Raw genomic sequence first — 13,648 nt, forward strand, 5'->3', positions numbered from 1 at the left:
GAATGCGCCGGCGACCGGCCAGACCGCAAGACCTCAAGCAGCACACGGAGGACCCAATGGCTAACCCGCTCAAGAAGACGATGGCCTACCTCGGCCTCGTGGAAGACGAGCTCGAGTACGAAGAAGAACCGGTCGCCCCTGCGCATCCGGCACCTGTCGCGCCGGTCCAGCATGCTGCACCGGCCAAGGCGCCAGTCACGCCACTGCGCAAGCCGACCCCGGCCAGGAATGTGACGGTGCAAGAAGTGAATGAGATCCTGACAGTTCATCCCAGGCAGTACAGTGACGCGAAGATGATCGCGGAGTCCTTCCGCGACGGCATCCCGGTCATCCTGAACCTGTCCCAGATGAGCGAATCCGAAGCCCAGCGCATGATCGACTTCTCCAGCGGTCTCACTCAGGGCCTTCGCGGAAAGATCGAGAAGGTGACGAGCAAGGTCTTCCTGCTCTCGCCCGAGCACGTCATGGTGTCTGGGCCGACGGCGAGCGTCGGCAGCGACGCTGAGGCGTCGTTCTTCGCCGGCGCCTGACGCCTGGCGCTAAGGCACAGCTGACGTCACGCATACTTGATCTGTGCCCCTCGCCGTCTCGATCATCGCGACCGTCGCGTACTACGTGTTCCTGCTGTTCTTCGTGGTGCTCTGGGTGCGATTCGTACTCGACCTCGTGCGCACATTCGCGAGAAGCTGGCGGCCTCGGGGGGTCGGACTCGTGCTCGCCGAGGCGGCGTTCGCGGTCACGGATCCCCCTATCAAATTCTTCAGGCGGCTCCTGCCGCCACTGTCGTTGGGACCTGTCGCGCTCGACTTCGGTTGGACGTTGACGATGTTCGCGTGCATCATCGGCATGTACGTCGCGTCGTCCTTCGTCTGATGTCGCACGACGCGGCTCGACGATGGCAGGGTCCCAGCCGACTTTGCTAGCGTTAGCTGAACGTTATCCACTGTTCGAAATCAAGCTCTAAGGGTGGTAGGCCATGGCGCTAACTCCGGAAGATGTCGTCAACAAGCGGTTCCAACCGACCAAATTCCGTGAGGGCTACGACCAGGACGAGGTCGACGACTTTCTCGACGAGGTCGTGGTCGAGCTCCGCCGCCTTGGCCAGGAGAACGACGAGCTGAAACAGCGTCTGGCGGCTTCCGAGTCCCGCATTGCGGAGCTGCAGCGCAACGGCTCGTCCGAACAGACTCAGGCGATCCCCGCGCCCGCAGTTGCTCAGGCCGCGCCTCAGCCTGTTTCGACCGTCGACGAGACAGAGAGCACGAACAACCTGCTCCAGCTCGCTCGTCGTCTGCACGAGGAGCACGTGCGGGAGGGCGTCGAGAAGCGCGACGCGTTGATCGCAGAGGGCCACGCCACCGCCGCACGAGTGGTCGCGGAGGCCGAGGCCAAGCAGCGCGCGCAGATCACAGCCCTCGAGTCGGAGCGGTCCGGGATCGAGCGCCAGATCGAGGAGCTCCGCAACTTCGAGCGCGACTACCGCGCAAAGCTGAAGAGCTACATCGAGGGCCAGTTGCGCGACCTCGACAACGCAGGAGTGGGTACGGGCGGCTTCAAGCCGGCAGGTGCCGCGGCAGCGTCCGGCCAGTTCGCCGCCGTCAGCTCTGGCGACGGCGATCGTCAGAACCCTCCGACGTTCCAGAGCTTTGGAGGCTGAGAACCCTAGGGGGGTCAGCGTCCGCGCGATCGTCCTACTCGTCGCGGTCGCACTCTTCGTACTCGTCGTCGACCAGCTCGCCAAATGGTGGGTGGTCACGACGCTCCCGTATCGTGTCCCTCGCGAGGTGGTCGGGAATCTGCTGATCTTCGAGTACGACCGCAACCCGGGTGCAGCGTTCTCCATAGGCACGGGCTCGACGTGGATCTTCTCCATCGTGGGCATCGCCGTGCTCGTGTTCGTGATCTGGTACGCAAGGCGCATCCGGTCGGTCGTGTGGGCCATCGTGTTCGGGCTTGTGCTCGGCGGTCTGCTTGGCAACCTCAGCGACCGTCTGTTCCGGCCGCCGTCCTTCGGAGTGGGGGAGGTCGTCGACTTCCTGCGCATTCCACTGCTGCCCGCGATCTTCAACCTGGCGGACTCCGCGATCGTGGGGGCGATGATCCTCTTCCTGGTCCTCACGGTGCTGGGAATCGGGCTCGACGGCAAACGGGCCGGCAACCGAGCGGATGCCGCTTCCGTAGATGCGGATGCATCTGAGCCGGCCCCAGATACGGCGCCCGCCGCCGACGAGCGCCCCGGCGACGATGAGGCCTCTGGGGATGCCTCATCGAGCGACGACGAACGCCGCAGGGATGCACCGGACGGTCGAGAGCGCGCGGAATCGCGAGCGGTTCGCGCTGGTGAGACGGGACATCCTGCTCCCGGACATGTCTGAGCCGCTGGCACCCGGCTCGCCCACAGAGCACGCCGTCGCGCACTGCTCGGGCCGCCCCAGGTCGCTGCAGCCTCTGACGTCGGCGGCTTGCGCTGAGGGGCGTATCCGATGAGCGAGTATCGAAGCCTCCCGGTTCCAGACGGGCTGGAGGGGACGCGGGTCGACGCAGGGGTGGCCAAACTGCTCGGGTTCTCGCGCAGCTTCGCCGCGGACGTGGCAGAGGCCGGCGGAGTCCTCCTCGACGGTCGGGTGCTCGAGAAGTCGGACCGACTCACAGCAGGCGCGTGGCTCGAGATCAGCTGGACGCCGAAGCCCACGGTAGAGGTCGTGCCGGTTTCCGTGCCAGGCCTCGGAATCGTGTATGACGACGACGACATTGTGGTGGTCGACAAGCCGGCAGGGGTCGCGGCACATCCGTCCATCGGGTGGGAGGGGCCCACGGTGCTCGGAGCTCTCGCCGGCGCCGGCTATCGCATCTCCACATCTGGCGCGGCCGAACGAGCGGGGATCGTGCACCGCCTCGATGCGGGCACGAGCGGTCTGATGGTCGTGGCCAAGAGCGAGTCCGCTTACACGGCACTCAAGCGTGCCTTCCATGATCGAACGGTGGAAAAGATCTACCACGCGGTAGTGCAGGGCCATCCGGATCCCCTTGCGGGCACCATCGACGCGCCGATCGGCCGCCACCCTCGCGCAGATTGGAAGTTCGCCGTGACGGCCGCGGGCAAGCCCTCGGTCACCCACTACGAGACGCTCGAGGCGTTCCCCGCTGCCAGCCTTCTCGAGATCCACCTGGAGACGGGCCGCACCCACCAGATCCGGGTGCACATGGCCGCGCAACGGCATCCGTGCGTCGGGGACACGATGTACGGCGCCGACCCCACCCTGTCTACGCGCCTCGGGCTGACGCGTCAGTGGCTGCACGCTCGGCAACTGGCGTTCGACCATCCGAGCTCAGGGGAATGGGTCACGTTCGTCTCGGGATACCCGGCAGACCTGCAGGAAGCGCTCCACGTGTTGGAGCAGGGCTGAGGTCGAGCCCGACGGCCTTCTGCCGTCAGAAGCGTCGTGACATCTGGCGCGACGCGCCGAGGCTCTGCGCGACGGCGAATTAGGCTTGGTGATGTCGCAACCGGCCGGGAGGGTGACCACGCGTGTCCAGTGATTCCTTCGTGCACCTGCATGTTCACAGCGAGTACTCGATGCTTGACGGGGCAGCGAAGATCGGGCCGCTGATGGATGCCGCGGTGTCGCACGGAATGCCTGCGATAGCTGTGACCGACCACGGCAACATGTTCGCCGCGTTCGAGTTCTGGCGCGCGGCAACGGCAGCGGGCATCAAGCCGATCATCGGCACGGAGGCGTACATCACGCCTGGCACTCACCGCACCGATCGCACCCGTGTGCGGTGGGGAAACGGCGGCGAGGACGACGTGTCGGGCAGCGGCGCGTATACGCACATGACGATGCTCGCCGAGACGACGGAGGGCATGCACAACCTGTTCCGCATGTCCAGCTACGCGTCGATCGAGGGGTACTACTTCAAGCCGCGCATGGACCGCGAGCTGCTCGAGACGTACTCGAAGGGAATCATCGCCACCACTGGGTGTCCCAGCGGGGAGGTGCAGACCAGGCTGCGGCTGGGGCAGTACGACGAGGCGGTCAAGGCTGCGGCCGAATACCGGGACATCTTCGGCAAAGACAACTATTTCGTCGAGCTGATGGAGCACGGCCTCGGTCTCGAGTCGAGAGTGCGCCAGGACCTGCTCAGGCTCGCCAAGCAGCTCGGGCTGCGCACCGTGGCCACGAACGACCTGCACTACACGCACGCCGAGGATGCCAAGGCTCACGCAGCCCTGCTGTGCGTGCAGTCCGGCTCGACCCTGAGCGATCCGAAGCGCTTCCAGTTGGAACCGGAGGGCGAGTATTACCTCAAGTCGCCTCAGCAGATGCGCGACCTCTTCCGGGAGATCCCCGAGGCGTGCGACACGACTCTTGATATCGCGGAACGCTGCAACGTCGAGTTCGAGCTCAGCACGGGCAAGTACATGCCCAAGTTCCCCGTGCCGGAGGGCGAGAGCGAGGAGAGCTGGTTCATCAAGGAGGTCAACAGAGGCCTCCATCACCGGTACCCGGATGGCGTGCCTGAGAAGGCGCGGGCGCAGGCCGACTACGAGATCGGCATCATCACGCAGATGGGGTTCCCCGGCTACTTCCTGGTGGTGGCGGACTTCATCAACTGGTCGAAGAACAACGGAATCCGTGTCGGTCCCGGCCGCGGCTCTGGCGCAGGATCGATGGCCGCCTATGCCATGCGCATCACCGATCTCGACCCGCTCGAGCACGGTCTGATCTTCGAGCGCTTCCTCAACCCCGACCGGGTGTCGATGCCCGACTTCGACGTCGACTTCGACGACCGCCGGCGGCTCGAGGCCGTCAAGTACGTCACCGAGAAGTACGGGGCCGAACGCGTCTCGCAGATCGTGACCTACGGCACCATCAAGGCCAAGCAGGCGCTGAAGGATGCCGGCCGTGTGCTCGGCTTCCCGTTCTCCATGGGCGAGAAGCTGACGAAGGCGATGCCACCGGCCGTCATGGGGAAGGACATCCCCCTCTACCAGGTCTTCGACAGGGACAGCCCGAGGTACAAGGAAGCCGTCGAACTGCGCGCCGTGGTCGAAAGCGACCCCGAGGCGAAGACCGTCTTCGACACCGCGCTGGGGCTGGAGGGTCTGAAGCGGCAGTGGGGCGTGCACGCGGCGGGCGTGATCATGTCGTCGGACCCCATCATCGACGTCCTCCCGATCATGAAGCGGGAGCAGGACGGCCAGATCGTCACCCAGTTCGACTATCCGGCAGCCGAGTCGCTCGGCCTCATCAAGATGGACTTCCTGGGGCTGCGCAACCTGACGATCATCAGCGACGCGCTCGACAACATCAAGGCCAATCAGGGCTTCGAGCTCGATCTCGAAGGTCTTCCGCTCGACGATCGTCCCGCGTACGACCTGCTCTCCCGAGGAGACACACTCGGCGTCTTCCAGCTCGACGGCGGCCCCATGCGTTCGCTGCTCCGGCAGATGAGGCCCGACAACTTCGAGGACATCTCGGCGCTCATCGCCCTCTACCGGCCTGGTCCGATGGGCGCCAACTCGCACATCAACTACGCGTTGCGCAAGAACGGGCTGCAGCCCATCACGCCGATCCACCCCGAGCTCGAGGAGCCGCTCAAAGACATCCTCGACACCACCTACGGCCTGATCATCTATCAGGAGCAGGTGATGGCCATCGCGCAGAAGGTGGCGGGGTTCACGCTCGGTCAGGCAGACATCCTGCGTCGCGCGATGGGCAAGAAGAAGAAGTCGGAGCTCGACAAGCAGCAGGCCGGCTTCGTCGCCGGGATGCTCGAGCGCGGCTACTCCCAGCAAGCGATCGACATGCTGTGGGCGATTCTGCTGCCGTTCTCCGACTACGCGTTCAACAAGGCGCACTCCGCCGCGTACGGCGTCGTCTCGTACTGGACCGCTTACCTGAAGGCGCATTTCCCGGCCGAGTACATGGCGGCGCTGCTGACAAGCGTCGGTGACTCCAAAGACAAGATGGCCGTCTACCTCAATGAATGCCGGCGCATGGGCATCAAGGTGCTGCCGCCCGACGTGAACGAGTCCATCGGGTTCTTCGCGGCTGTCGGAAACGATGTTCGATTCGGCCTGGGCGCGGTGCGCAACGTCGGCGGGAACGTCGTCGACGGCATCCGCCAGGCACGTGAGCAGAAGGGACGCTTCGACTCGTTCCACGACTTTCTCAAGAAGGTTCCGCTGCACGTGGCGAACAAACGCACCATCGAGTCGTTGATCAAGGCCGGTGCATTCGACTCCTTCGGAAACTCCAGAAGGGCGCTGCTCGAGGTGCACGAGGCAGCCGTGGAATCGGTGGTGAACGACAAACGCGTCGAGGCAACGGGTCAGGCGGGATTCGACTTCGACACGCTGCTTGCCGATGCTCCAGACACCGGTCCGGTATCGCTCGTGCCCGACAAACCGGAGTGGGACAAGAGACAGAAGCTCGCATTCGAACGCGAGATGCTCGGTCTCTACGTCTCGGATCACCCGCTCGCCGGTCTTGAGCTGGAGCTGGCGAAGCAGGCGAGCACGTCCATCGCCGATCTCACGGGTTCCGAATCGACTCAAGACGGCGACACGGTCACGATCGCCGGTCTCGTGACGAGCGTGCAGCACCGGGTGGCGAAGGCGTCCGGCAACCAATACGGCATGATCACCGTCGAGGACTTCGGCGGCGAGATCACCGTGATGTTCATGGGCAAGGCGTATCAGGAGTTCGGGCCGGCGCTCACGCCGGACTCCATCGTCGTGGTGCGCGGACGGGTGAGCATGCGCGACGACGGCATGAACCTGCACGCCTACAGCCTCTTCTCTCCAGACTTCGGCTCAGCCGTGTCGGGACCGAGCGGGCCCCTCGTCATCACGATGCCCGACCAGCGCGCCACCACCGACGTGGTTCAGAGTCTTGGCGACATGCTGATCAGGCATGCGGGGGATGGCGAAGTGCGGTTGCGTCTGGTGAAGGGAAGCACGGCGAGGGTTTTCGAGCTGCCGTACCGGGTCTCCGTCTCGGCCGACCTCTACGGTGAGCTCAAGAGCCTGCTCGGGCCGGCCTGCCTCGTCTGACGAGGCCGAGCAAGCTCGGACTGCTCTCCCCTCAATCGTCAGTATCGCGATGCTCGCTCACTGACTCAATCGGGTCGGCAGCCCGAGCAAGCTCGGGCTGCTCTCCCCTCAATCGTCAGTATCGCGATGCTCGCTCACTGACTCAATCGGGTCGGCAGCCCGAGCAAGCTCGGGCTGCTCTCCCCTCAATCGTCAGTAGGCTTGCCGGGTGCGAATACTGGACCTGAGACGACAGCGGCTCGACGCGGCCGAGCTGCGTCGCGTCATGCCGCGCGCCGAGGTGGACGTGAGCGTTGCGACGGGCGCGGCCGCAGGGCTGATCTCGGATGTTCGCGAGCGCGGCGCCCGAGCCTTGCTCGACCAGGCGGAGCGCTTCGATCACGTGCGTCCGGCATCGTTGCGCGTCCCGGAGTCTGCCATCGCGGCGGCGATCGCCTCACTTCCCGCCGACGTACGCGCGGCACTGGAGCTCGCGATCAACCGCGTGCGCGAGGTGAGCTCCGCGCAAGTGCCTGCACCGGCATCCACAAGGCTGGGCGACGGCGCAATCGTGGAGCAGCGCTGGGAGCCCGTGGCACGCGCCGGACTTTATGTGCCCGGCGGTAAGGCCGTCTATCCCTCCAGCGTGATCATGAACGCCGTACCCGCCCAGGTGGCCGGGGTGGGCTCGATCGCACTGGCGAGCCCCGCCCAGCGAGACTTCGGCGGCTCGGTTCACCCGCTCATCCTCGGAGCGGCCGGCCTCGTCGGGGTCGACGAGGTGTACGCCATGGGCGGTGCCGGAGCTATCGGTGCCCTGGCATACGGAGTACGGGACATCCCGTTGCTTCCCGTGGACATCGTCACCGGGCCGGGCAACATCTATGTCGCCGCGGCCAAGCGCCTCGTACACGGTGTCGTCGGCATCGACGCTGAAGCAGGGACGACGGAGATCCTGATCATCGCGGACGCCGGCGCGGACCCCCGGCTCGTGGCATCCGACCTGCTCAGCCAGGCGGAGCACGACGAAGCGGCGGCCGCACTGCTCGTCACCGACTCCAAGCACCTTGCCGCCGACGTGGCACGGGAGCTTGAGGTGCTGGTCGAAGTGACTCAGAACGGCGCGAGAGCCGCCACCGCGCTCAACGGCCCGCAGTCCGCGATCGTCCTGGTGGACGACCAGGAGACCGCCGCGCGCTTCAGCGACGCGTACGCGCCCGAGCATCTCGAGGTGCACACCGCCGATCCGGGTGCCATGCTCGCGCGGCTCACGAACGCCGGCGCCATTTTCCTCGGCCAGTACTCACCCGTGAGCCTCGGCGACTACCTCGCCGGCTCCAACCACGTTCTGCCCACAGCCGGCACCGCGCGGTACTCGTCGGGGCTCGGCGCACACACGTTCCTGAGGGCGCAGCAGATCATCAGGTACGGAGAACAGGGACTGAGCGCGGTCGCCGAGCAGGTCGTGACCCTGTCTCGAGCCGAGCAACTGCCGGCCCACGGGGAGGCGGTCGCCGCCCGCTACGCCGTCCGCGAGGCACCGACAACCTAATCTGGAGCCACCATGTTCTGCCCGTTCTGCCGCCATCCAGACTCGCGCGTCGTCGATTCCCGCACATCGGACGACGGACTGTCCATCCGACGCCGTCGGCAGTGCCCGGAGTGCGGGCGACGGTTCTCGACGATCGAGACCGCAAGCCTCAACGTGATCAAACGAAGCGGCGTCGTCGAACCGTTCAGCCGGGAGAAGATCATGGCAGGCGTCCGCAAGGCCTGCCAGGGAAGACCGGTGACGGACTCGGACCTCGCGCTGCTCGCCCAGAAGGTGGAGGAGTCCGTGCGGGCCACTGGCGTGTCGCAGATCGACGCGAATGAGATCGGGCTCGCCGTGCTCCCTCCGCTGCGCGAACTCGACGAGGTGGCGTACCTGCGGTTCGCGAGCGTCTATCAGGCGTTCGACTCACTCGACGACTTCGATGCGGCGATCGGCGCGCTGCGCGAGGAGCACCACACTCGCCCGGCACCCGCCGAATGACGGCACCATCGGTGCGCGCCGCCCGGCATCCTCGCGACCGATAGGGTGACACAGGCATGTATCGCATCCTGTTCTCGCTCGTCTTCAGGCACATGGACCCTGAGCGCGCCCACCATCTCGCCTTCGCCGTGATACGGATGATCTCGGCACTCGGCCTGCGTCGCCTCGTTTCGAGATTCACGCTCCCGAAGACGAACCGGTCGGTGCGGGCGCTCGGTCTCGAGTTCCCTACTCCGTTCGGAGTCGCCGCCGGTTTCGACAAGAACGCGACGGCCATCCTCGGCCTCGGTTCGCTCGGATTCGGACACGTGGAGGTGGGAACCGTGACCGCCATCCCGCAGCCCGGAAACCCGAGACCGAGACTGTTCCGCCTCATCCCGGACCGGGCGATCGTCAACCGCATGGGCTTCAACAACGAGGGAGCGGCAGCCGCAGCCACGAGGGTCGCCAAAATCCGTTCGGCGCGTCGGCGACCCGTGGTGGGCGTGAACATCGGCAAGTCCCGTGTCGTCGAGGTGGCGGATGCCATCGCCGACTACCGCACGTCGGCTCGCGCTGCTGCCGCGGTCGCCGACTACCTCGTCGTCAACGTCAGCTCTCCGAACACCCCGGGTCTTCGCGATCTGCAGGCGGTTGACTCGCTGCGGCCACTGTTGCGCGCCGTCAAGGAGGAGGCCGGCGCAACACCGCTCCTCGTCAAGATCGCCCCCGACCTCGCCGACGCCGATGTGCTGGCCGTTGCCGAACTCGTCGGGGAACTCGGCCTGGACGGGATCATCGCCACCAACACGACCACCTCCCGGGAAGGTCTGCGTACGCCGCCAGAGGTCGTGCAAGCGGCAGGAGCCGGTGGTCTCTCCGGCGCACCGCTTGCGCCTCGTTCGCTCGAGGTACTGCGACTGCTGCGCGCGAACGTACCGCACGAGCTGTGCATCATCTCGGTGGGTGGAGTCGCGACAGCCAAGGACGTGACCGAGCGTCTGGCCGCCGGGGCCACCCTTGTCCAGGGCTATTCCGAGTTCATCTACCGCGGTCCGCTCTGGGCCAGGTCGATCAATCGCGGCCTCGACCGGATGCCTGTGCCAAGCACCGAAGGCGGCCGCGGCTGACGCGGCCGGGCTCCCGCTCAGTCCGCCGGCGTTCCCTGGTGGAATCTAAGCCGCCACCGACCGCCGTCGCGCACCCACAGCGAGCTGCGCAGAGTCGCACCGCGCTCGTCCCTGGTGCGGAACACCAGCAGGATGCTGTCGGCAGCGAGCCTGTCGAGCGTGATCACCTCATCGAAGATGCCGCCGTCGACCGTGGGGGAGAGGGCCACGTCGTCTCGGCTCCACGCCCGACCTGAGCGGCCGATCTCGAGGAATTCCGGGTGCAGCAGAGCGCCGAGAGCCGCGACGTCGCCACGCACGCGCGGCGTGAGCAGCGACCTTTCCTGGCGCAGCACGACCTCTTCGTCCGGCTCCTCGGCGGCGAGATCGTCGAAGAGGGAGAGTTGCGGCGCCGGCGCAGCAGGCTCCGCCGTCCGGGCCTCCAGTCCGCTTGCTCGTCCCGCCTCCGCTGTCTGCGTCGCAGGCGAAGCGGATGCCTGGGCAGCCGTGTCGCGCTCCGTTCCGGCACTCCGCCAGCCCGGTCCGCTGTCGACGCGTGAGCCGTTCTGAAACGCGGTCGCCACGGCCCGCGCCCGCGCGTCCGCTGCCTCGTTCAGCGCGTGGCCGTTGTGTCCGCGCACCCACTCGAACGCGTAGCTGCGCCCGCTCAGAGCCGCGTCGAGCCGCTTGAGCAGATCCTGGTTCTGAACAGGCGCACCGTCGGCCTTGCGCCAGCCTTTGCGCTTCCAGCCAGGCATCCACTTCGTTACCGCGTTGATGACGTACTGGCTATCGCACAGGATGCGAAGGTCGTCCGGTTCGCCTGCCGTGGACTCGAGCAGGTCGATGACGGCCATGAGCTCGCCCTGGTTGTTGGTGCCGTGCGGCCAGCCGCCGGCAGCCCACGTATCGTCGTCGACGTACCAGGCCCAGCCGGCAGGTCCTGGGTTGCCGAGGGCCGAGCCGTCCGCGGCAGCGGTGATCGTCATTGCGGCGCTGCTAGGCGGGGTACTGGCCGCGTCTGGTCTGCGGCTTGGGAACCCGGATCATACGGAACTGCAACGCACGCATGACGGCATACCAGGTCAGACCGCGCTCCAGAGTGTCGAACTTGGTGCGCAACCGGCGCTTCATGCTGAACACCATGATCGCCGAGTCGACGATGGCGAGCGCGAAGAAGGCCCAGAGAACGATGATGCCGTAGTACTGCAGCGCAGGCACCGGCACGAACGTGAAGACGATGATCACGAGCATGACCGGCATCAAGAACTCGGCGATGGTGTACCTGGCATCCACGTAGTCGCGCACGAACCTGCGCTGCGGACCGCGGTCACGCTGCGTCAGATAGCGTTCGTCGCCAGCCGCCATTCCGAGCCTTGCACGCTCCCTGGCCTCGGCGTTCTTCTGCCGTGCCTCGCGTGCCGCCGCCTTGCGGTCCGCGGGCACGAGCGGACGCTTGCGCGCTGCCTCGCGCTCTGCACGACTAGGAGTAGCTCGCCCCTTGCCGCTCTGGTGCGCCTCCTCTTCGGGAGCCGGCTGCGCGGTGGGTTCTGCTCGTCTGGCCACGGAAAGTCCTCGATCTCGGTCCCGTTAAGATTACCCGCATGAGCGACGCCGATCAGCCACGCGATGACCTGACAACCGCACTACGCGACACCGTTCAGGCGGGTGTGCCGCAAGCGGTAGCCGAACTGACCGAGCTCGTGCGCATCCCTTCGGTCTCGTGGTCGGCTTTCGAGCCCGCGAACGTCCAGCGGAGCGCGGAGGCGGTCGCCGGTCTGCTGCGGGGACTCGGCGTCTTCGAAACGGTCGAGGTGGCACGCGCCGCGATCGGCGAAAGCGGGGAGCAGGGCCAGCCCGCCGTGATAGCAAGGCGGTCGGCTCGCGGGGGAGCGCCGACCGTGCTGCTCTACGCACACCACGACGTGCAACCGCCTGGCAAAGACGAGGATTGGCAGTCCTCGCCGTTCGAGCCGGTCGTGCGAGGGGATCGCCTCTACGCAAGGGGTGCAGCGGACGACAAGGCGGGCGTCATGACGCACGTGGCGGCCATTCGCGCCGTCACGGAACTGCTCGGACAAGACTTCGACCTCGGCATCGCCGTCTTCATCGAGGGTGAGGAGGAGTACGGGTCGCGTTCGTTCGCGAACTTTCTCGCCGAGCACAGGGATGCCCTGGCGGCCGACGCGATCGTGGTGGCGGACTCCGACAACTGGAGCATCGACGTTCCTTCGCTCACGGTGGGTCTCAGAGGCAACGTCACCTTCCGGCTCACGGTCTCGACCTTGGAGCACGCTTCGCACTCCGGCATGTACGGAGGCGGGGTTCCCGACGCCATGATGCCGCTCGTGAGACTGCTCGCGTCGCTGCACGACGAATCGGGAGCCGTGGCGGTCGAGGGCATGACGAGCCACGAGGCACAGGTTCCCGAGTCCTCGGAAGGCGACCTGCGCCGCGACGCTGCCGTGCTCGACGGCGTCTCGCTGGTCGGTAGGGGTCCCGTGCTCTCCAGGCTCTGGAACCAGCCCACCATCACAGTGACCGGCATCGATGCGCCCAGCGTTGCGAATGCATCCAACACACTCCTACCGTCCGCAGCGGTGCGCATCAGCGCTCGCGTCGCGCCTGGCCAGCGGGCGGCCGATGCGTACGCAGCGCTCGAAGGGCACCTGCGCGCGCACGTTCCGTTCGGAGCGCACCTGCAGATCGACGACGTCGACCTCGGCGACCCGTTCCTCGTCGATACGAGCGGCTGGGCGGCCGTGGAGGCGAAAGCGGCCATGAGGGATGCGTGGGGCGCCGAACCAGTGGAAGCCGGTATCGGCGGCAGCATCCCCTTCATAGCCGACCTCGTTCGGGAGTTCCCGGAGGCGCAGATTCTCGTGACGGGAGTGGAAGACCCGGACACCAGGGCGCACAGCCCCAACGAATCGCTGCATCTCGGCGTCTTCCGGCGGGCCATCCTCACCGAGGCTCTGCTGCTCGCCAGACTGAATGCGCGGGCATCCTGACGGCCCTCACTCATCTCCAGGGCGCCTGACCTACACTGGTGCAACGTACGACTTGACAAGGAATGAGGCACTCGATGAGCGACACGATTCTCACCGGCGCCGGCACGCTGGCCGAGCCGAAGGCACACGGTGTGCTCCTGACGGATGCCGCCGCCGACAAGGTGCGCAGCCTGCTCGAACAGGAGGGCCGTGATGACCTCCGCCTGCGCCTCGCGGTGCAGCCCGGCGGATGCTCCGGTCTGATCTATCAGCTCTACTTCGACGAGCGGTATATGGACGGCGATGCCACGGTCGATTTCGACGGCGTCGAGGTCATCGTCGACAAGATGAGCGCCCCGTACCTCGACGGCGCGACGATCGATTTCGAAGACACGATCCAGAAGCAGGGCTTCACGATCGACAACCCGAATGCGACGGGAAGCTGCGCCTGCGGCGACAGCTTCCACTGACTCTTCCCCTCATCTGGGAATGAGAA

The 13,648-nt window shown here is 66.3% G+C and carries 13 protein-coding genes; 11 read left to right on the forward strand and 2 right to left on the reverse strand.

Annotated elements, in window-relative coordinates:
• Positions 1-56 precede the first annotated feature (56 nt).
• The 9 genes from ACO2Q7_RS00600 (at position 57) to ACO2Q7_RS00640 (ending at position 10,183) form a co-directional block, all read left to right on the forward strand.
• Entirely contained in the window at positions 57-530 is a 474-nt protein-coding gene (locus ACO2Q7_RS00600) for a cell division protein SepF (RefSeq protein WP_423353711.1), read from the forward strand.
• Positions 531-573: 43 nt separating this feature from the next.
• Complete coding sequence (locus tag ACO2Q7_RS00605) at positions 574-873, forward strand: YggT family protein (RefSeq protein WP_423353712.1); 300 nt, start codon at positions 574-576, stop codon at positions 871-873.
• A 103-nt stretch (positions 874-976) separates the two neighbouring features.
• Entirely contained in the window at positions 977-1,657 is a 681-nt protein-coding gene (locus ACO2Q7_RS00610) for a DivIVA domain-containing protein (protein WP_423353713.1), read from the forward strand.
• Positions 1,647-2,375 (forward strand): signal peptidase II, encoded by a 729-nt coding sequence (gene lspA / locus ACO2Q7_RS00615; RefSeq protein WP_423353714.1) that lies wholly within the window; start codon positions 1,647-1,649, stop codon positions 2,373-2,375. Before ACO2Q7_RS00610 ends, lspA begins: the two co-directional genes overlap by 11 nt.
• A 108-nt stretch (positions 2,376-2,483) precedes the next feature.
• The gene (locus tag ACO2Q7_RS00620) at positions 2,484-3,407 is read left to right on the forward strand and encodes an RluA family pseudouridine synthase (RefSeq protein WP_423353715.1); all 924 of its coding nucleotides are present in this window, start codon (positions 2,484-2,486) and stop codon (positions 3,405-3,407) included.
• A 170-nt stretch (positions 3,408-3,577) separates the two neighbouring features.
• Positions 3,578-7,060: a DNA polymerase III subunit alpha gene (gene dnaE / locus ACO2Q7_RS00625; protein WP_423355923.1), complete on the forward strand. Its 3,483-nt coding sequence runs from the start codon at positions 3,578-3,580 to the stop codon at positions 7,058-7,060.
• Positions 7,061-7,268: 208 nt separating this feature from the next.
• Positions 7,269-8,591 (forward strand): histidinol dehydrogenase, encoded by a 1,323-nt coding sequence (hisD, locus tag ACO2Q7_RS00630; protein WP_423353716.1) that lies wholly within the window; start codon positions 7,269-7,271, stop codon positions 8,589-8,591.
• A 12-nt stretch (positions 8,592-8,603) separates the two neighbouring features.
• Positions 8,604-9,074, forward strand: coding sequence for a transcriptional regulator NrdR (nrdR, locus tag ACO2Q7_RS00635; RefSeq protein ID WP_423353717.1), 471 nt, complete (start codon positions 8,604-8,606; stop codon positions 9,072-9,074).
• A gap of 56 nt (positions 9,075-9,130) precedes the next feature.
• Positions 9,131-10,183: a quinone-dependent dihydroorotate dehydrogenase gene (locus ACO2Q7_RS00640; protein ID WP_423353718.1), complete on the forward strand. Its 1,053-nt coding sequence runs from the start codon at positions 9,131-9,133 to the stop codon at positions 10,181-10,183.
• 17 nt (positions 10,184-10,200) lie between these two features.
• On the opposite strand, the gene ACO2Q7_RS00645 is transcribed toward ACO2Q7_RS00640, so the two are convergent.
• Entirely contained in the window at positions 10,201-11,151 is a 951-nt protein-coding gene (locus ACO2Q7_RS00645) for an RNase H family protein (protein ID WP_423353719.1), read from the reverse strand.
• Between the two features lie 10 nt (positions 11,152-11,161).
• Entirely contained in the window at positions 11,162-11,728 is a 567-nt protein-coding gene (locus ACO2Q7_RS00650; protein ID WP_423353720.1) for a DUF3043 domain-containing protein, read from the reverse strand.
• 38 nt (positions 11,729-11,766) lie between these two features.
• Here ACO2Q7_RS00650 and ACO2Q7_RS00655 point away from each other — a divergent pair, with 38 nt between their 5' ends.
• Positions 11,767-13,173, forward strand: a complete 1,407-nt coding sequence (locus ACO2Q7_RS00655) for a dipeptidase (protein WP_423353721.1) — start codon at positions 11,767-11,769, stop codon at positions 13,171-13,173.
• 74 nt (positions 13,174-13,247) lie between these two features.
• Entirely contained in the window at positions 13,248-13,622 is a 375-nt protein-coding gene (gene erpA, locus ACO2Q7_RS00660) for an iron-sulfur cluster insertion protein ErpA (protein ID WP_423353722.1), read from the forward strand.
• Positions 13,623-13,648: the final 26 nt, after the last annotated feature.

Source organism: Rathayibacter sp. KR2-224, assembly GCF_049446075.1.
Classification (GTDB): domain Bacteria; phylum Actinomycetota; class Actinomycetes; order Actinomycetales; family Microbacteriaceae; genus Humibacter.

Excerpts from the sequence above, each read along its gene's own strand:
- ACO2Q7_RS00640 (WP_423353718.1), top strand. The coding sequence starts at position 9,131 with ATGTATCGCATCCTGTTCTCGCTCGTCTTCAGGCACATGGACCCTGAG.
- dnaE (WP_423355923.1), top strand. The coding sequence starts at position 3,578 with ATGCTTGACGGGGCAGCGAAGATCGGGCCGCTGATGGATGCCGCGGTG.
- nrdR (WP_423353717.1), top strand. The coding sequence starts at position 8,604 with ATGTTCTGCCCGTTCTGCCGCCATCCAGACTCGCGCGTCGTCGATTCC.
- ACO2Q7_RS00645 (WP_423353719.1), bottom strand. The coding sequence starts at position 11,151 with ATGACGATCACCGCTGCCGCGGACGGCTCGGCCCTCGGCAACCCAGGA.
- erpA (WP_423353722.1), top strand. The coding sequence starts at position 13,248 with ATGAGCGACACGATTCTCACCGGCGCCGGCACGCTGGCCGAGCCGAAG.
- ACO2Q7_RS00655 (WP_423353721.1), top strand. The coding sequence starts at position 11,767 with ATGAGCGACGCCGATCAGCCACGCGATGACCTGACAACCGCACTACGC.
- ACO2Q7_RS00610 (WP_423353713.1), top strand. The coding sequence starts at position 977 with ATGGCGCTAACTCCGGAAGATGTCGTCAACAAGCGGTTCCAACCGACC.
- ACO2Q7_RS00600 (WP_423353711.1), top strand. The coding sequence starts at position 57 with ATGGCTAACCCGCTCAAGAAGACGATGGCCTACCTCGGCCTCGTGGAA.
- ACO2Q7_RS00620 (WP_423353715.1), top strand. The coding sequence starts at position 2,484 with ATGAGCGAGTATCGAAGCCTCCCGGTTCCAGACGGGCTGGAGGGGACG.